The sequence below is a fragment of the Microbacterium sp. Bi121 genome (assembly GCF_918698005.1).
In the GTDB taxonomy this organism is placed as follows: domain Bacteria; phylum Actinomycetota; class Actinomycetes; order Actinomycetales; family Microbacteriaceae; genus Microbacterium.
In genome coordinates, this window is record NZ_CAKKLJ010000008.1 from 45,152 (window position 1) to 61,535 (window position 16,384).

The 16,384-nt window shown below is 67.3% G+C and carries 20 protein-coding genes and 1 tRNA gene; 4 read left to right on the forward strand and 17 right to left on the reverse strand.

Annotated features, from left to right (window positions below; genetic code table 11):
- Nucleotides 1–20 precede the first annotated feature (20 nt).
- The 11 genes from LQZ87_RS13160 to LQZ87_RS13210 form a co-directional block, all read right to left on the reverse strand.
- Nucleotides 21–215, reverse strand: a complete 195-nt coding sequence (locus tag LQZ87_RS13160) for a hypothetical protein (protein WP_230103899.1) — start codon at nucleotides 213–215, stop codon at nucleotides 21–23.
- Nucleotides 212–478, reverse strand: a complete 267-nt coding sequence (locus tag LQZ87_RS13165; protein WP_230103900.1) for a hypothetical protein — start codon at nucleotides 476–478, stop codon at nucleotides 212–214. The genes LQZ87_RS13160 and LQZ87_RS13165 overlap by 4 nt, the downstream gene beginning before the upstream one ends.
- Nucleotides 475–753, reverse strand: a complete 279-nt coding sequence (locus LQZ87_RS13170) for a hypothetical protein (RefSeq protein WP_230103901.1) — start codon at nucleotides 751–753, stop codon at nucleotides 475–477. The genes LQZ87_RS13165 and LQZ87_RS13170 overlap by 4 nt, the downstream gene beginning before the upstream one ends.
- The gene (locus tag LQZ87_RS13175) at nucleotides 750–941 is read right to left on the reverse strand and encodes a hypothetical protein (RefSeq protein ID WP_230103902.1); all 192 of its coding nucleotides are present in this window, start codon (nucleotides 939–941) and stop codon (nucleotides 750–752) included. The genes LQZ87_RS13170 and LQZ87_RS13175 overlap by 4 nt, the downstream gene beginning before the upstream one ends.
- Nucleotides 938–1,936: a helix-turn-helix domain-containing protein gene (locus tag LQZ87_RS13180; RefSeq protein ID WP_230103903.1), complete on the reverse strand. Its 999-nt coding sequence runs from the start codon at nucleotides 1,934–1,936 to the stop codon at nucleotides 938–940. Before LQZ87_RS13180 ends, LQZ87_RS13175 begins: the two co-directional genes overlap by 4 nt.
- Nucleotides 1,933–2,157 (reverse strand): hypothetical protein, encoded by a 225-nt coding sequence (locus LQZ87_RS13185; RefSeq protein ID WP_230103904.1) that lies wholly within the window; start codon nucleotides 2,155–2,157, stop codon nucleotides 1,933–1,935. Before LQZ87_RS13185 ends, LQZ87_RS13180 begins: the two co-directional genes overlap by 4 nt.
- The gene (locus LQZ87_RS13190; RefSeq protein ID WP_230103905.1) at nucleotides 2,154–2,357 is read right to left on the reverse strand and encodes a hypothetical protein; all 204 of its coding nucleotides are present in this window, start codon (nucleotides 2,355–2,357) and stop codon (nucleotides 2,154–2,156) included. Before LQZ87_RS13190 ends, LQZ87_RS13185 begins: the two co-directional genes overlap by 4 nt.
- A 154-nt stretch (nucleotides 2,358–2,511) precedes the next feature.
- On the reverse strand, nucleotides 2,512–3,945 hold the full coding sequence (locus tag LQZ87_RS13195) for a recombinase family protein (RefSeq protein ID WP_230103906.1): 1,434 nt from the start codon (nucleotides 3,943–3,945) through the stop codon (nucleotides 2,512–2,514).
- A gap of 188 nt (nucleotides 3,946–4,133) precedes the next feature.
- Nucleotides 4,134–5,072 carry a type II secretion system F family protein gene (locus LQZ87_RS13200; RefSeq protein ID WP_230103907.1) on the reverse strand — a complete coding sequence of 313 codons (939 nt, stop codon included), beginning with the start codon at nucleotides 5,070–5,072 and terminating at the stop codon, nucleotides 4,134–4,136.
- A complete protein-coding gene (locus LQZ87_RS13205; RefSeq protein ID WP_230103908.1) occupies nucleotides 5,069–5,929 on the reverse strand; it encodes a type II secretion system F family protein in 861 nt (286 codons plus the stop codon). Before LQZ87_RS13205 ends, LQZ87_RS13200 begins: the two co-directional genes overlap by 4 nt.
- Entirely contained in the window at nucleotides 5,926–7,068 is a 1,143-nt protein-coding gene (locus LQZ87_RS13210; RefSeq protein ID WP_230103909.1) for an ATPase, T2SS/T4P/T4SS family, read from the reverse strand. The genes LQZ87_RS13205 and LQZ87_RS13210 overlap by 4 nt, the downstream gene beginning before the upstream one ends.
- A 132-nt stretch (nucleotides 7,069–7,200) precedes the next feature.
- On the opposite strand from LQZ87_RS13210, the gene LQZ87_RS13215 reads away from it, so the two are divergent.
- Together LQZ87_RS13215 and LQZ87_RS13220 are read left to right on the forward strand one after the other, a co-directional pair.
- A tRNA-Leu gene (locus LQZ87_RS13215) sits at nucleotides 7,201–7,282 on the forward strand.
- Nucleotides 7,283–7,329: 47 nt separating this feature from the next.
- Complete coding sequence (locus LQZ87_RS13220; protein WP_230103910.1) at nucleotides 7,330–8,088, forward strand: VTT domain-containing protein; 759 nt, start codon at nucleotides 7,330–7,332, stop codon at nucleotides 8,086–8,088.
- Between the two features lie 23 nt (nucleotides 8,089–8,111).
- On the opposite strand, the gene LQZ87_RS13225 is transcribed toward LQZ87_RS13220, so the two are convergent.
- On the reverse strand, nucleotides 8,112–8,921 hold the full coding sequence (locus LQZ87_RS13225; RefSeq protein WP_230103911.1) for a Ku protein: 810 nt from the start codon (nucleotides 8,919–8,921) through the stop codon (nucleotides 8,112–8,114).
- Between the two features lie 53 nt (nucleotides 8,922–8,974).
- Between LQZ87_RS13225 and LQZ87_RS13230 the strand changes: the two genes are divergently transcribed.
- Entirely contained in the window at nucleotides 8,975–11,395 is a 2,421-nt protein-coding gene (locus LQZ87_RS13230) for an ATP-dependent DNA ligase (protein ID WP_230103912.1), read from the forward strand.
- Nucleotides 11,396–11,401: 6 nt separating this feature from the next.
- Here LQZ87_RS13230 and LQZ87_RS13235 read toward each other — a convergent pair whose 3' ends face one another.
- The 4 genes from LQZ87_RS13235 to murI all read right to left on the reverse strand — a co-directional run bounded on the left by LQZ87_RS13235 (nucleotide 11,402) and on the right by murI (nucleotide 14,685).
- Nucleotides 11,402–12,313 carry a cation diffusion facilitator family transporter gene (locus LQZ87_RS13235; protein WP_230103913.1) on the reverse strand — a complete coding sequence of 304 codons (912 nt, stop codon included), beginning with the start codon at nucleotides 12,311–12,313 and terminating at the stop codon, nucleotides 11,402–11,404.
- Between the two features lie 176 nt (nucleotides 12,314–12,489).
- On the reverse strand, nucleotides 12,490–13,083 hold the full coding sequence (gene rdgB / locus LQZ87_RS13240; RefSeq protein ID WP_230103914.1) for an RdgB/HAM1 family non-canonical purine NTP pyrophosphatase: 594 nt from the start codon (nucleotides 13,081–13,083) through the stop codon (nucleotides 12,490–12,492).
- 2 nt (nucleotides 13,084–13,085) lie between these two features.
- Entirely contained in the window at nucleotides 13,086–13,823 is a 738-nt protein-coding gene (gene rph, locus LQZ87_RS13245; protein WP_230103915.1) for a ribonuclease PH, read from the reverse strand.
- Nucleotides 13,816–14,685: a glutamate racemase gene (murI, locus tag LQZ87_RS13250; RefSeq protein ID WP_230103916.1), complete on the reverse strand. Its 870-nt coding sequence runs from the start codon at nucleotides 14,683–14,685 to the stop codon at nucleotides 13,816–13,818. The genes rph and murI overlap by 8 nt, the downstream gene beginning before the upstream one ends.
- Before the next feature lie 61 nt (nucleotides 14,686–14,746).
- Here murI and LQZ87_RS13255 point away from each other — a divergent pair, with 61 nt between their 5' ends.
- Entirely contained in the window at nucleotides 14,747–16,072 is a 1,326-nt protein-coding gene (locus tag LQZ87_RS13255; protein ID WP_230103917.1) for a nicotinate phosphoribosyltransferase, read from the forward strand.
- A 6-nt stretch (nucleotides 16,073–16,078) separates the two neighbouring features.
- Here the strand turns inward: LQZ87_RS13255 and LQZ87_RS13260 are convergent, their stop codons facing one another.
- Nucleotides 16,079–16,345, reverse strand: a complete 267-nt coding sequence (locus LQZ87_RS13260; protein ID WP_175985570.1) for a DUF3039 domain-containing protein — start codon at nucleotides 16,343–16,345, stop codon at nucleotides 16,079–16,081.
- Nucleotides 16,346–16,384 lie beyond the last annotated feature (39 nt).

The following is a 16,384-nucleotide window of genomic DNA, read 5'->3' on the forward strand; positions in this document are numbered from 1 at the left end:
GGGGATGGTCTCGTGGTTGGTCATAATGCGTCCTCTCGGTCGGTCGTTGTCTTGGGTGGGAAACCGTAGAACACGTTCTCCCCGCTGCTCATGCGCCACATCTCCCCGCGCTCGACGAGGCGGTCGAGCACGCCAGAGAGTTGCTCGGCATCCAGGTCGCGACCGCGGGTGAGATCTTCGAGCGATGCCCACTCCAGGCTCGTTGGAAGCTTCATCGGGCACCGCCTCGCGAGCCAGTCGCCAGCGACGCGCAGAACGCCCGCTCGCTTCGGTCGTGAGCGGCGAACCGCGTGCGCAGCCAGTCGCGACGCTGACGCCGCCACTGCACTGCTGTGAAGCTGTAGCCGGTCGGCTCGCGCAGTGCATCGCCGCGGTTCGCCATGCTCTCTAGGCGGCGGATGGCCTCGCTTCGGGTGATGCCGAAGCCTCGCGCAGAGGCGTCAATGTCCACTACGCGCGCGGCTTGGTCGGTCTTCATGCTGGGTTCTCCTCATTGTCGGCGGCCAGGGCCGCAGTGGTGTCGGTCAGATGGGTGATCTCAGCGGCTGCGTGCGGCTCGTGGAGCGCTTCAAGCCACCCGGTGACCACAGGGAGCGGCATAGCGATTCCTGCGGCGTACAGCGCCCGCTGAGCCGTATTCGCGCTGGCGTCTCTCGGGACGGTCGCGAGGATCGTGCGCACGGACGCTGTGATCGATTGCTGCAGTCCGCTGCGTTCACGGGCGGTCGGCGGTGCCGGGGTAGGGCTGGTCATGCGTGAGCCTCCTGCTCTGCGATCTGCGCGCGCAGACGGTTGATCCTCGCCTCGCGCGCTCGATAGGTCGGGCACGTTTCGTCGTGCAGGATCGTCACGCCATAGATGCCCGGCTCGGCTTCGTACAGCACGAAGTCAGAGTCGCAATCCGGGCATGTGAGGCCAGCATCGATCGGCTGCCCGCTCACGCGTTTACCTCGCCGAATAGGTGGTCGAGATGGCGCTCGTGGAAGTACCTCTGCGCGCCTGCCGAGAGGTCGTCGAGAGCGCAGTCGAAGGGTTCGTCGTTGTGGATGCGTCGGTACTGTTCGCCGCGCAGCTCTTTGATCAGGGCGTCGGCGTCGTGACTGTCGATGACTGTGATCTCGACGTCGGTGATCATCCGAGCGAGGTCTGCGAGCGCCTGCAGCTGCGCTTCTGACGGCGCTTGCGGCTGGTCCTGCGCCTGCGGCGCGGAATGCACGCCTTCGGCGCGCGAGCGCTCTATCGCTTCGCTCTGGATCTCGTCGCAGTCGTCCCAGCGTTGGCTAACGTGATTGCCGCGCTGCGCGCTGCTGCTGATGAGTGATGAGCGGTCAGGCTCTTCGACATCATCTTCGGCTTTTGAATCACTCGCGCTCGCCGCGGAGCGGTGAGCATTCCCCGTCTCGATCACCGGTGAAACCTCTGCACTCCGTGCCCCATTATCTTCGGGTGGTCCAGATGCAGAGGTTGAGCCGTTCTGCCCCGTAATTCCGAGGGCTGATTTCCCGCCGTTTCGGGGGCCAACCTCAGGCCCAGCTACAGAGGTTGAGCCCCAGGAATCGTGAGACCCAGTCTCACTTGGGTCGATGCGGACGAGACCGTTCGCATCACTGCTCCACTCAGCGCGACGGTTCGGCATCCCTAGCTTCGAGGTGCCGCGCGGGTGAATCTCGACGATCAGCCACCGAGCCGAGCGGCCTCTACGACCCGCCTCTTGCTGCACGATCAGGCCGACCTCGGCGAGACGAGCCATCGCCCGCTTCACTGTGCGAGGGTTCAGGTTGCGTTCCTCGCCGATCGTGCCCTGCGACGGCCAGGCGATCCGCGTGCGAGCGTGCGCGTGGTAGCAGAGGCAGTCATAGACGGCCTGCTCGCTCGGCACGAGGCCGTAGCGCTTGATGGCGTCCGCGGGGTACCAGGCAGGGACGGGAATGCTCATCGCGTCGCCCCCGCCGCCTCGCCGCGCAGCGCGCGTGTGAGACCGTTCGCGACGATACGTTCCACGGCTTCCTGCGCGTGGTCGTGGGCGTGCGAGCCAGGCAGAAGAATCTTGTGGACGCGTGCCACCTTCTCGGCGACGGTCTGCGCAGCATCCTCAACCTCGGCGAGCGTCGCTGCAGCGAGAGCGTGGACCTCGCCTGCGCACTGAATGGGGCTCACGAGGATCCCTTGAGGATCGCAGCGAGCGATTCGGCTTGCTCGTCGGTCAAGGGCGGGGCAAGCGCGAGGTGCTTCTCGATCGCGGCGCGGATATTCGCAGCAGCGAGATCGGCACGCGCGGCGAGGAATTCGGGATCGTCCGCGGAACGGGAACGGGTGAGCGCGGCGACTCGCGCTCGAGAAATTGACTGGGCAGACATGACAAACGCCTCACGAAGTGGAAGAAATGTCATCGCATTCCCAGGTAGGGAGTGGAGATCAATGTCAACCCGCCGTGAGGCGAATGGTTATGTACTTGTGCTCGGTAGCCTAGCAGCTAATGCCTGGTGATGAGTGGTTTTCACCATTCCAGCCTCATGCGCCTGCCTCGCCATCGCGCCAATCAATACGGATGCGGTCAAGGTCCGGAATCGGGTTCCCCTCCGCATCGCGTCGGCGGCGTCCCGGGCGGCTCTTCGCGATCGTCGCGACCAGTCCCATCTCTTCGATGACTCGACGCTTCTGCAGCGTCTCCAGTCGCTTCCAGCGCGTTGGAACAGACTTCGCGAGCGCAAGGTCAGTCAGTGGAGATTCGCGCCGCAGAGAGGCGAGACGGCCCGCCTGGGCGTCGATCTTCGACGTCAGGTCCGTAGCCTGCTGGCGGGCGCGCGTACGGTCGAGCACGCCCTCTGCGAGCAAGTCGAGGACGTCATCTCGACGCTTGCGCAGCGCAGCCAACTCCAGTTGCACCGGCTCAACGTCGGGCACCTCGCGCAACGCACGTACAACCCGCTTGTCGGCCAGACGACCGAGCACGACGCCTTCGATGACCGGCTCGACGTCGGCGGCCGAGATCGACACACACCAGTTACTCGTACAGGCGTACACCTGGCGTCCGCGATCGGGCCGCGCGAGCATCCGGCCGCCACAAACGTCGCACACCAGAAGGCCCGACAGCAGGTACTTGGTCGTCGTTGACCATGACCCTTTCCGCTTTCGTCCGTCTCGCGTCGCCAGGTAGTCGCTCCACGTGCGCTCATCGATGATCGGTGTCCACGATGGCTCGACGTCGTAACGCACGCCCTTGCTCTCGACGACCCCTGCATACCGGCCGTTGCGCAGCACGCTGCGTACGAGCGTCATGTTCCAGTCGGAACCGCTGAGAGTGGAGATGCCGCGCGCGTTGAGATCCGCGGCGAGCGCGTAGTAACTCTCGCCCGCGATGTAACGCCGGAACAGCTCGCGGACTACCTCAGCCTCAGGCTCGACGATCTCGACGCGCTTATCGCGCCGCTCATAGCCGAACGGCCGACGGGAGAATTGCCAGTGCCCCCGCTCTGCGCGCTGCACGTTCGCTGCCTGCTGCCTGATCGCTTTCTGCTCGCCTTCGTACTGCGACCATGCAGCGACAGTGCGCGCGACCGCGCGGCCTGCTGGCGTCGACAGGTCCAAGGATCCGGCCGTGACCATGTGAACCGGCACCTCAAGCGAGATCACCTTCTCAAGATCACTCGTGAGACGTAGCAGACGGTCCTGATGCCACGCGATGATCACCTCCGGCTGAGCCTTGAGCATCGCCTCGAACTCGGGCCGCACCTTGCCGTTCGTCGCTGAGATGTCGTTATCCCGATAGACGTGCGTGATGGTCAGCCCCATGCGCTTGGCCATCGCCCGGCAATCCTTCTCCTGGCGTTCCACTCCTAGCTGCTGCCCCGTTCGATCCTGCGAGATGCGCAGATACAGCACGCACGTCTCGGGTCCGAGGGCGTCAAAGTTCACCGACGAGTAGCGGGACGAGGAAGTGACCATGCCCTAAATATTACCCCATTAGTGTTACCACCGGTAAGCCGGCGGTCATCAGGGTCACCAGCACCCAGCCCGGTACGTCGCCGCGTTCGTCATCGGCGAGTTCACGCGCGTCCAGCGTGAACTCGCCCCACCAGCTTCGCAATCGATTCATCATGCGGTCCTTTCGTAGAGGTTGGTCTGCGGCGTCGTCATCCGAGCCCGAGCTGCAGGATGAACATGCCAGGAAACACGGCGAAGAGCACGGAAAGCGGAAGGATCAAGAACACGAGCGGCAGCATCATCAAGATCTCCCGACGCCCCGCCTGCTCGATCAGCGTGCGCTTGGCGTCCTCGCGAGCATCCGCCGCTTGCGCGTGCAGCACGGCAGCGAGCGGCGCACCGTGCTCGAGTGCGGCGATCACCTGATCCACGGCACGCGACAACCCGGGCAGTCGGAGTCGAGAGGCCATCTCTCCCAGAGCATCGGCGAGCGGCGACCCGGTGCCGACGGCGAGTACGACCTGCCGCAGTTCCTGGGTGAGCTCGCCCGAGCCGATCGTCGCAACGCGCCTCAGCGCGTCGAGGAAGCCTTCCCCCGCCGACAGGCACAGCGCGAGGAACTCCAGGGTCGTGGGGAGCTCGTCGCTGAGTCGCGCGAGACGCGCCTTCACCCGCGCGGTCAGCAGCATGTCGACGGCGATCACGGCACCGACCGCGAGGATCACGGGCAGCACGGCGGCCGGTGGCGTCATGCGACCTGTGACGGCGAGAACGATGACGAGCACGCTGCCGATCGCGAACCCGCCGATGGCCCAGGCGAGCTGACGTCCGCGGAAGGCCGCAGGCTCGCCGTCGGATCCGGCCTGCGCAAGCCGCAGCGCGAGGGCGTCGCCGTCGCCGCCTCGGAGCAGTCGGGTGCGGATCCGGTGCCAGATCGACTCGGTGCCACCCACCGGCAGGATGCCGGCGATCGGGAGAACGCCGGACGGAAGAGCCGCATCGTCGACGGCATCCCGAACGTACGGCGCGATCCGGTTGGTCAGCGACGCGGCCCGCCAGCGCGGCGCTGCCGCCAGGAGGCACAGGAGGCCGGCACCGAGCAGCCCGCCCAGCAGGATCGCGGTCGCGGCATCCGTCACGATGCTCACGCGAACCACCGCCGCGGCTCAGGCAGACGACCGATCCGGATCATGATGCGGAACGCGACGACGGAGACGACCGCCCCTGCGACGATCACCGTGACTCCCTCCGCGCTCGCGTACGCCTGAGTCCCCTCTGGCCGAAGCGCCAGCAGCAGCAGGATCACCCATGGCGCGACGACTCCGAGCACCGCGGCCCCTCTGATCCACGACTGCTTGGCCTCCACCTCGCCGCGTAGGGCTGCGTCAGCCCGTACGGACGAGGACAACGCACGCAGAACGCCGGTGAGCTCGGTACCGCCGACCTGCCGTGCCATCTTCAGCGCTTCGATGATGCGATCGGCGATCGGATCGGCGAGCGCGGTCTTCAACCGATCGATGCTGCTCTCGAAGCGCCCGGTCGCCCTGAGATCGCGCGCGAAGACGACGAACGCCGGTCGGACGGCTGTAGGCGCCGACTCGGCGAGACTCGCCACAGCATCCGGCAGCGACAATCCGACTCTGATCGCGGCGACGAGCAGATCGCACACATCCGGCCACATCTGCCTGCGTGCTTTCAGCAATCGCAGGCGACGCGCGCGAAGGAAGGCGATCGGCGCAGCGCCGGCGGCGATGGCCGCCAGCAGAGCGAGCACCGGGATGCCCGTCACCAGCCACGCCGCAGCCGCAGCCGCCAGCGCCAGCGTCACGATCACCGCGACCACCTTGTGGCGCTCGACCGCTGCCAGACCCGCCTCATCCGTGAGCCGGGTGAGCCAGTCATCGCGACGCCCCTCCCGCTCGACGCGCTCACGGCGAGGCCACAGCCACGGCGATGCGCACAGGAGGAGCCCGGCAGCCAGCAGCGCCCCGACGAGCAAGGTCATGTGCGCGGCTCCGCTCGGTACACGGATCGGGTGATGATCCGCCCCTCGACGAGCTCACCCGTGGGCGCGATGACCTCCTGCACGCAGCGACCGCCGGCCGCATCTCTGGCGCAGTGGACGACCAGCGAGACGGATGCGGCGAGCGCCGGCGCGATGAACGAACGATCGATGTTGCGGCCGGCCAGCAGTGGAAGCAGGGTCAGCTTCTCCAACGCCTCCACGGCGGAGTTCGCGTGCACCGTCCCCGCGCCGGGCACTCCGGTGTTCAGCGCGAGCACCAGGTCGAGCGCCTCGGCGTCTCTGACCTCGCCGACCACGAGCCGATCGGGCCGCATGCGCAGCGCTTCCTTCACGAGGCGCCGCAGAGTGATCTCGCCCGTGCCCTCCAGACTCGCCTGCCTTCCCTGGAGCGCGACGAGGTCCGGTCCGTCGACGGCGAGTTCGAAGGTCTCCTCGACCGTGACGATGCGCTGCGTGTCAGCGCACGAAGCCAGCAGGGCGCCGAGCAGCGTGGTCTTGCCCGCGTGCGTCGCGCCGGAAACGATCACGCTCGCCCCGTCGCGCATGGCCCGATGCAGGAGCTCGGCCACCTCGGCGGGCATCGATCCGAGAGCGACGAGCGCGTCGAGCGTGCGGTAGCCGGGCAAGAACTTCCGGATGTTGACCGCCCAGGAGCCGCGGACGACATCAGCGATCGCGACGTGCAGCCGCGATCCGTCGGGCAACGAGGCGTCGACGAAGGGCTGGCTGATGTCGACGCGGCGACCAGTGGACTGCAGCATCCTTTCGACGAGGTCGCGCAGCATCGCGTCGGTGAGTCCGAGTTCGATCCTCTCCGAAACGCCTTCCCTGGCGACGAACACGCGGTCGGCGCCGTTCAACCAGATCTCCTCGATGCTCGGGTCATCCAACAGCGGCTGCAGAGCGCCGAATCCGCTCACCGAGGCGAGGACGTCGCGGACCAGGGCCGATTCGTCGTCGATCATCGCGTCGCCGCGCGACAGAGCGAGGTCGTTGTGGCGGCGGACCTCGGCCTGCGCGATGCGCCGCGCCTCGTCCGGGGCCGACGACGGGTCAGTGCGCTCGGCGCGCAGCCGGCGACGCACACGCTCCGCGACGATGAGGGACTGCTGGCTCACCCCGGCATCCTCGCAAGAATCCAGCATCGGCCTCGGAAGTTATCCACAGCCCCGTTCGGGTTTCCCGTAGCGGCGCGGACGGAAATCCCTGCTGACCGGTGTCCGGCCGCACATCTAGAATGAAGGGACCGCGCGGGAGTGGTGGAATTGGCAGACACGCAGGATTTAGGTTCCTGTGCCTCACGGCGTGTGGGTTCAAGTCCCACCTTCCGCACTGGCAGTAGCAACTGACCGCAGCACGAACCTGCTCGACGGGAACCCATGCATCACATCGCACTCATCCCCTGGCTCGACCCCGAGTTGATCATCGGGGCTGCCGGCCCGTGGGCGCTGCTGGTCGTCTGCTTCATCGTCTTCGCGGAGACCGGTCTGCTGGTGGGCTTCCTCCTCCCCGGCGACACCCTGCTCGTCATCTCCGGCCTGCTGACGCACACGAACGACGTGTTCGGTGTGAACATCTGGATCGTCTCCCTGCTGATCGCACTCGCCGCCTTCATCGGTGGTGAGGTCGGCTACCTGATCGGGCACAAGGGCGGCCCCGCCGTGTTCGAACGCAAGGAATCCGGCCTGTTCAGCAGGAAGAACGTCGAGCGCACCAACGCATTCTTCGAGCGTTACGGCGGGCTCACGGTGATCCTCGCCCGCTTCGTCCCCATCGTGCGCACCTTCGCCCCGGTCGCTGCCGGCGTAGGGCACATGCCGTGGAAGAAATACAGCCTGTACAACCTCATCGGCGCGCTCATCTGGGGTTTCGGGCTGACGATGCTCGGCTACCTGATCGCGTACATCCCGTGGGTGGCGCATCTGGTGACCGAGTACATCGACATCATCCTGCTCGCCGCCGTCGGCGGCACGGCCCTCGTGACGCTCTGGCACTACTTCTCAGAGCGCCACAAAGTGCGCAAGGCTCTCGCCGCCGGCGGCGATCCTGACACGGATGCCGACGAGGCCGCTGCTCTCACGCTCGACGCTGAGGTCTTCGACCGTGCGCCCGACGTCGACGGAGACGGCAAGCACTAGACGGCGACGGCACGCGCTGAGCGTCAGCCCGCGTCCTTCTTCTTCGCCCGCGAACGCTCGACGCTCGCCTTGAGCGCCTCCATGAGGTCGATGACCTCGCCGCCCTTGCCCTCTACCTCACCCTCCTCGGCGAAGGTCTCCGCGACATCGAAGGTGTCGCCGGCCTCGATCTTCGCGTCGATGAGGGTCCGCAGCTCTTTCTGGTACTCATCGACGAACGACTCCGGATCGAAGTCGCTCGAGTAGCTGTCGACGAGGTTCGCAGACAGCTCGAGCTCCTTCTTCGAGATCTTCACGTCCTCGTCGAGGGAATCGAACGCGGCCTCGCGCACTTCGTCGGCCCACAGCAGCGTCTGCAGCACGAGCACGTCTCCGCGGACCCGAAGAGCCGCGAGCCGCGTCTTCTGCCGCAGGGTGAATCGCACGATCGCCGTGCGATCGGTCTGCTCGAGCGTCTTGCGCAGCAGCACGTACGCCTTCGGCGACTTGGAGTCGGGCTCGAGGTAGTACGCCTTGTCGAGGGTCAGCAGGTCGACCTGGTCGCTCGGGACGAACTCGACCACGTCGATCTCGCGGCTGCGCTCGGCCGGCAGCGCGTCGAGATCCTCCTTGGTGAGCACGACCATCTGCCCGTCGTCCTCGTAGGCACGGTCGATGTTCTGGTAGGCGACGACCTCGCCGCAGATCTCGCACGTCCGCTTGTACCTGATCCGCCCGCCGTCCTCATCGTGCACCTGGTGCAGCGAGACGTCGTGGTCCTCGGTGGCGGAGTACACCTTCACCGGGACGTTCACCAGCCCGAACGTCAGGGCGCCCTTCCAGATCGACCTCATGAGACCAGTAGACACTGCCGAGGGCTCTGGGTGCCAGAGGTTAGTCTTTCGACATGCCGAGCGCGCCGCAGCAGGTCGAGGTCGACGGCAGGCGCCTGCGCCTGACGAACCTCGACAAGGTGATGTACCCCGAGACGGGCACGACCAAGGGCGAGGTGATCGCGTATTACACGCGAGTGGCCCCGCTGATGCTGCCCCTGCTCGCCGATCGCCCTGTCACGCGCAAGCGGTGGGTGGAGGGCGTCGGTACGGTGGATGCCCCGGCTGAGGCGTTCTTCGCGAAGCAGATCGAGCGCGGCGCGCCCACTTGGGTGCGGCATCTGCCGATCGAGCACTCGGGCGGCGCGAAGGAGTACCCGATCGCAGCCGATCTGCCCACGCTCGTGTGGATGGCGCAGATCGCGAGCATCGAGCTGCACGTGCCCCAATGGCGGTTCGGCCAGGACGGCGAGCGCCGGAACCCCGACCGCCTCGTCCTCGACCTCGACCCCGGGCCCGGCGTCGACCTCGCCCAGTGCGCGCATGTCGCCCGTCTCGCCCGCGAGATCCTCGGCGACATCGGCCTCGACCCCGTTCCCGTCACAAGCGGCAGCAAGGGCATCCACCTGTACTGCCACCTGGACGGCACGCAGTCCAGCGATCAGGCGTCGGCGATCGCTCGTGAACTGGCGCGTTCGATCGAGACGGACCATCCCGACCTCGCCACGAGCACCATGTCGAAGTCGGTCCGCGGTGGAAAGGTGTTCATCGATTGGAGCCAGAACAACGGCTCGAAGACGACGATCTCGCCGTACTCGCTGCGCGGCCGAGCCCACCCGACCGCGGCGGCTCCCCGTACCTGGGACGAGCTCGACGATCCGAAGCTCCACCAGCTCGATTTCGGCGAGGTCGCATCGCGCGTGGAAGAAGGCATCGACCCGTTCGCGGGGTTCGGCCCGTCGTCGGCGGATGCCGTGCTCGCCTCCTACCGGTCGAAGAGGGATGCCTCGCGCACACCGGAACCTGTCCCGGAGCGCACCGTCATCACTGGGGCCGGCGCCCTCCCCCGTTTCGTCATCCAGGAGCATCACGCCCGGGCCAAGCACTTCGATCTGCGTATCGAGCGCGACGGCGTGCTCGTCAGCTGGGCCGTACCCAAGGGCGTCCCCGAGACCCCCACCCGCAATCGGCTGGCGGTGATGACCGAACCGCATCCGCTCGAGTACCTGACCTTCCACGGCGAGATCCCGCACGGCGAGTACGGCGCAGGGACCATGACGATCTGGGACTCCGGCACGGTCGAGCTCGAGAAGTGGCGCGACGACGAGGTGATCGGCACGTTCACGGGGTCTGGGCCGCTCGGCCGCGCCCGGCTCGCGCTGATCCGCACGGAGGGCTCCGGCGAGAAGTCGTCGTGGCTGCTGCACCGGATGAAGGCACAGGATGCCGCGCCGAAACATGCCGCGCCGAAGCAGTACGCGGGGCACGCTCCGAAGCGCACATCGCCGCAGAGCACACCGATGCACAGCACGACAGGTGTCGTGAGTCCGATGCTGGCTGAGTCCGGCACGCCCGGCCTCGCCCGCTCGATCCGCGATGCCTGGACCGAGATCAAGTGGGACGGCATCCGCGCGATCGGGACGTGGCAGGACGGCCGCCTGCGACTGCACGCCCGCAGCGGCACCGACATCACCGCCCGCTACCCGGAGCTCACCGCCGACGGGGCGCCCCACTTCGCGGCGAATGAGGCGATCGTCGACGGCGAGATCGTCGCCCTGGATGCCTCCGGCCGGCCGAGCTTCGGGCTCCTCCAGCGCCGCATGCATCTCACGAAGGCGCGCGAGATCGAGCGCGAGGTCGTGCGAACCCCGATCGCGTATCACCTGTTCGATCTGGTCCGCCTGGACGGCCACGACCTCACCGGCGTGCCTCTGCGCGATCGCCGCGCGTTGCTCCAGACGCTCGGCGAGAGCGCGGATCGTCCGGTCATCGTGCCCCCCGTGTTCGATGATCTGGATGCCGCGATGCAGACCAGTCGCGAGCTCGACCTCGAGGGCGTCGTGGTGAAGTCGGCGGGGTCGAAGTATCGTCCAGGCATCCGTTCGGCGGACTGGCTGAAGCTCAAGCACACCCGGACACAGGAGGTCGCGGTCGCCGGCATCCGCCCTGGCAAGGGCAACCGGTCGGGGACGTTCGGCTCCCTGCTCCTCGGCGTCCCGGATGCCGACGGCACGCTCCGCTACGTCGGCAGGGTCGGATCGGGATTCGACGATCGGATGCTGCGCGATCTGCTCGCTCAGCTCACCCCGTTGCGCACCGACGACAACCCGCTGGAGGGCGTACCGGATCTCGATGCCCGCGACGCGCTCTGGGTGCATCCGGAGCTCGTGGGCGAAGTGGAGTTCGCCGGCTGGACGACGGATCGCTCGCTGCGCCATGCCCGCTGGCGCGGCTTGCGCCCGGACAAGGAGATCGCCGACATCCGCGTCGAGTGAGAGCTGCTAGGCGTGCGTCTCCGCGCACTCCGCCTGCCCGTCGGGTTCCAATTGGAATGTGGAGTGCTCGACGTCGAAGTGGTCGGCGAGGCAGCCCTGGAGCTGTTCGAGGAGTGCGCCCGCACGTCCCTCGGCGAACACGGCCTGATCGACGCCGACGTGCGCGGAGAAGACCGGCGCTCCCCTGGTGAGCTGCCACACGTGCACGTCGTGGACGCTGGTGACTCCGTCGAAGCCGAGCAGGTGATCGCGGATCTCGCTGACATGGGTGTCCTTCGGCGCGGACTCCGCCAGCACCGAGAACACCTCTCGCAGCAGGGTGATCGCCCGCGGAATGATCATGACGGCGATGAACAGGGAGGCGATGGCATCCGCCGGCATCCATCCGGTCGTGACGATGATGATGGCGGCGACGATCACGGCCGCCGAGCCGATCATGTCGCCGAGCACCTCGAGGTACGCGCCCCGCACGTTGATGTTCGTCCTCTGCGCGGAGCTGAGCAGCCACATCGCGATCGCGTTCGCCGCGAGACCGATGACGGCGACGACGAGCATGAGCGGGCCGGCCACCTCGGTGTCGGCGGGCTCGACGAGGCGCCGGACACCCTCGATTCCGACGCTCACCGAGAGCACGATGAGGATGATGGCGTTGACCAGGGCTCCGAGCACTTCGGCACGCTGATAGCCGAACGTGCGGCGGTCATCGGCGGGGCGGGCGGCGACCGTGCTGGCGATGAGCGCGATCACGAGCGCCGAGGCGTCGGTGAACATGTGCGCGGCGTCCGCGAGCAGCGCCAGCGACCCGGTGAGGATCGCGCCGACGATCTGCACGAGCATGACCGTTGCGGTCAGGCACAGCGAGATCGTCAGCAGGCGGCGGCTGCCTGAGCCTCTGATCCCGTGCGCGTGGTCGTGCATGTATCCAGGCTACGAGCGAAACCACGCGTCAGAGGCGTTTTCGCCTAGTCGGGAAGGGTAACGATTCTCACTAGCATCCGCTCTCCCGTCCGATGACGGGATGCCGTATCACTTCGGTCGGTTCTGGCGCTGAATAACCGACGAAAGTGATACAGCACGCGTCCGGTCGCGGCGCCTCAGAGGGTCTTCAGCAGCGGCACGAATACCTCGAAGGCGCGGGCCCGATGCGACTGCGACTGCTTCTCCTCGCTGGACAGCTCAGCGGTGGTGCGCTCGGCACCCTCCGCCTGTCCGTCCGGGATGAAGATCGGGTCGTAGCCGAATCCACCCGCACCGGCGGCGGAGTGCGCGAGTCGGCCCGGCCAGACGCCCTCGACGGTCTGCTCCACGCCCGCAGGCGTCACGAGCGCGATCGTCGAGACGAACTGAGCCGTGCGATGCGGATCGGCGATGTCGGCGAGCTGATCGAGCAGCAGCTCGAGGTTCGCCGTCGCGTCCTTCTTCTGCCCCGCCCAGTAGGCGGAGAAGATGCCCGGCGATCCGCCGAGCACGTCCACGCAGATCCCCGAATCATCGGCCATGGCAGGGAGCCCGGTGTGGGCGGCGGCCGCACGAGCCTTGATCAGAGCGTTCTCCGCGAACGTGACACCGTCTTCGACCGGCTCAGGACCGTCGTATCCGACGACCTCGAGATCCGGGCGGGTCATCGCCACGATCTGCTGGAACTCAGAGACCTTGTGCGGATTGTGCGTGGCGAGAACGACCTTCATCGTCACTCGCCTGCGAGCGCTGCGAGCTGGTGCTCCTTCAACGTCGCGCATCCGGCGACGCCGAGCTCGAGCAGAGCATCGAGTTCGCGCTTGTCGAACGGCGCTCCCTCGGCGGTGCCCTGCACCTCGACGAACAGCCCACGACCGGTGACGACGATGTTCATGTCGGTCTCGGCGCGGACGTCCTCGACGTACGGCAGGTCGAGCATCGGCTCGCCGTCGATGATTCCCACTGACACCGCGGCGACGGAGTCGATCAGGGGCGTGGCGTTCTTGCCGATGAACTTCTTGGCACGGCCCCACTCGATCGCATCAGCCAGAGCGACGTAGGCGCCGGTGATCGCCGCCGTGCGTGTTCCGCCGTCGGCCTGCAGGACGTCGCAGTCGATGACGATCGTGTTCTCGCCGAGTGCCTTCGTGTCGACGACGGCGCGCAGCGCGCGGCCGATCAGGCGCGAGATCTCGTGCGTGCGTCCGCCGATCCGACCCTTGACGCTCTCACGGTCGTTGCGGCTGTTCGTCGCCCGCGGCAGCATCGCGTACTCCGCCGTGACCCAGCCCTTGCCCTTGCCTGTGAGCCAGCGAGGCACGCCGTTGGTGAAGGATGCCGTGCACAGCACCTTCGTGCCGCCGAAGCTGATGAGGGCCGATCCCTCGGCGTTCGCGCTCCAGCCGCGTTCGATCGTGATCTCGCGGAGCTGGTCCGTAGCGCGGCCATCCGCGCGGACGATGTCAGACATGGGTTTCCTTCGGGTCGGATGCCGTGTTCTCGGCGAGTTCGGAGAGATCGGGGAGGGTGATGACGCCGGTCTGCACGTGCTGCACGTCGCGGACCTCTGTGCCCATCAGACGGTTGGCGAGCGCGGTGAACTCCTCGGTGGACTCCCCCGTCGCCTCGTACACGTACGTGGCTCGCGCGTCAGCAGGTGCGAGCAGGTCGCCGCGCATCAGTTGCCGGTAGACGTCACCGGCGGTCTCGTCGTCGCTCGAGACCAGCGACACGCCCTCGCCCATCACGTAGCTGATCGCCCCGCGCAGGAACGGGTAGTGCGTGCATCCGAGCACGAGCGTGTCGACGTCGGCATCGCGCAGCGGCGCGAGATACTCCTCGGCGGTGGCCATGACTTCTGGTGTACCGGTGACGCCGGCCTCGACGAACTCGACGAAACGAGGGCAGGCCGCACTGAACACCTCCAGCTGCTCGTTGACCTCGAGCATGTCCTGATAGGCCCGCGAACCGATCGTGCCGACCGTGCCGATCACGCCGACGCGGCCGTTGCGGGTCGTCGAGACGGCGCGGCGCACCGCGGGGCCGATGACCTCGACGACGGGCACGTCGTAGCGCTCGCGCGCGTCGCGCAGCATGGCGGCGGATGCCGTGTTGCAGGCGATCACGAGCATCTTGACGCCCTGGTCGACGAGCGTGTCGAGCACCTCGAGCGAGTAGCGGCGCACGTCGGCGATGGGCTTGGGGCCGTACGGCGAATGCAGGGTGTCGCCGATGTAGACGAAGGATTCGCGCGGCAGCTGGGCACGGATCGCGCGGGCCACGGTGAGTCCGCCGACACCGGAGTCGAAGATGCCGATCGGTGCCGCGTTCATGACTCACCAGCCTACCCTTCCCGGCGCTCGGCGGCCGGAGCGGCGCCAGTAGGCTGAGTGGATGACCTCGTCGACGGCGCTGCTCACCGACCGCTACGAACTCACCATGCTGGGCGCGGCCCTGCGTGACGGAACCGCCGCTCGCCCCAGCGTGTTCGAGCTGTTCGCCCGCCGGCTGTCCGGCGGACGTCGTTTCGGCGTCGTGGCCGGAACGGGGCGCCTGCTGTCGCTGCTGCGCGATTTCCGCTTCGGCGAAGACGAGCTGCGATTCCTGCGGGACAAGAACGTCGTGGATGCCGACACGCTCACGTATCTGGAGAACTACCGGTTCACCGGATCGATCCGCGGCTACCGCGAGGGCGAGCTGTACTTCCCCGGCTCCCCCCTCCTCACCGTCGAGGGCACCTTCGCCGACGCCGTGGTGCTGGAGACGATCGCATTGAGCGTCCTGAACCACGACTCGGCGGTCGCGACAGCGGCATCCCGCATGAGCATCGCCGCCGGCGAGCGCCCGCTCGCGGAGATGGGCTCACGACGTGCAGCCGAGCACTCGGCGGTGGCCGCCGCCCGCGCTGCGTACATCGCCGGCTTCGGCGCCACCAGCAACCTCGAGGCCGGGCGGCTGTGGGGCATCCCGACGATGGGCACCGCCGCCCACTCCTGGACTCTCCTGCACGACTCCGAAGAGGCCGCGTTCCGCGCTCAGATCGACAGTCTCGGCACCGGCACGACACTGCTCGTGGATACCTATGACATCCGCGAGGGCGTCGCCACCGCTGTGCGCGTCGCCGGCACCGACCTCGGCGGCGTCCGGCTCGACTCCGGCGATCTCCCGACGGTCGCCGCTGCCGTGCGCACCCAGTTGGACGAGCTGGGCGCTGTGAACACGAAGATCACCGTGACGAGCGACCTCGACGAGTACGCGATCGCGGCTCTTGCGGCATCCCCCGTCGACTTCTACGGCGTCGGGACGTCCGTCGTCACCGGCTCCGGATATCCGACGGCCGGGATGGTCTACAAACTCGTCGCCAGGCAGGATGCCGGCGGCGGCTGGGTCAGCGTCGCCAAGGCTTCGACGGACAAGGGTTCGAAGGGCGGCCGCAAGGCCGCGTTCCGCATGCTGCAGGGCGGGGCTGCCACGGCCGAGACCATCGTCGTCTCCGACGGGTTCGAAGCTCTGGGTTCGGCGGCGGAGCACCCGGACTCCCGGCCGCTCCAGGTCGCGCTGGTCGAAGCAGGAGACATCGACACCTCGTATGAAGGGGCGTCAGGGACGGCATCCGCTCGAGAGCACCACCTGCGCGTGCGCGAGGAGCTGCCCGTGCGCGCACTCGCGCTCAGCAAGTCCGACCCGGCGATCCCGACGGTCTTCGTCGATCAGGGGTGATGGGCGTCAGCCGACCATCGACTCGTAGATCTCCTTGCACGTCGGGCAGATCGGGAACTTCTCCGGGTCGCGACCAGGCGTCCACTTCTTGCCGCACAGCGCTCGCACCGGCTTGCCGGTGATCGCCGACTCGAGGATCTTGTCCTTCTTGACGTAGTGCGAGAAGCGCTCGTGGTCGCCCGGCTCGAGATTCTCTTCCTTGAGAAGTTCTTCCAGTTCGCGATCAAGCGTTGCCACGCCGCCCTGATCGGGGCTGTCCAGCGGAGTACTCATGCGCTGAGTCTAATCGCCGGGCGCGCCGTCGGGGTGGTC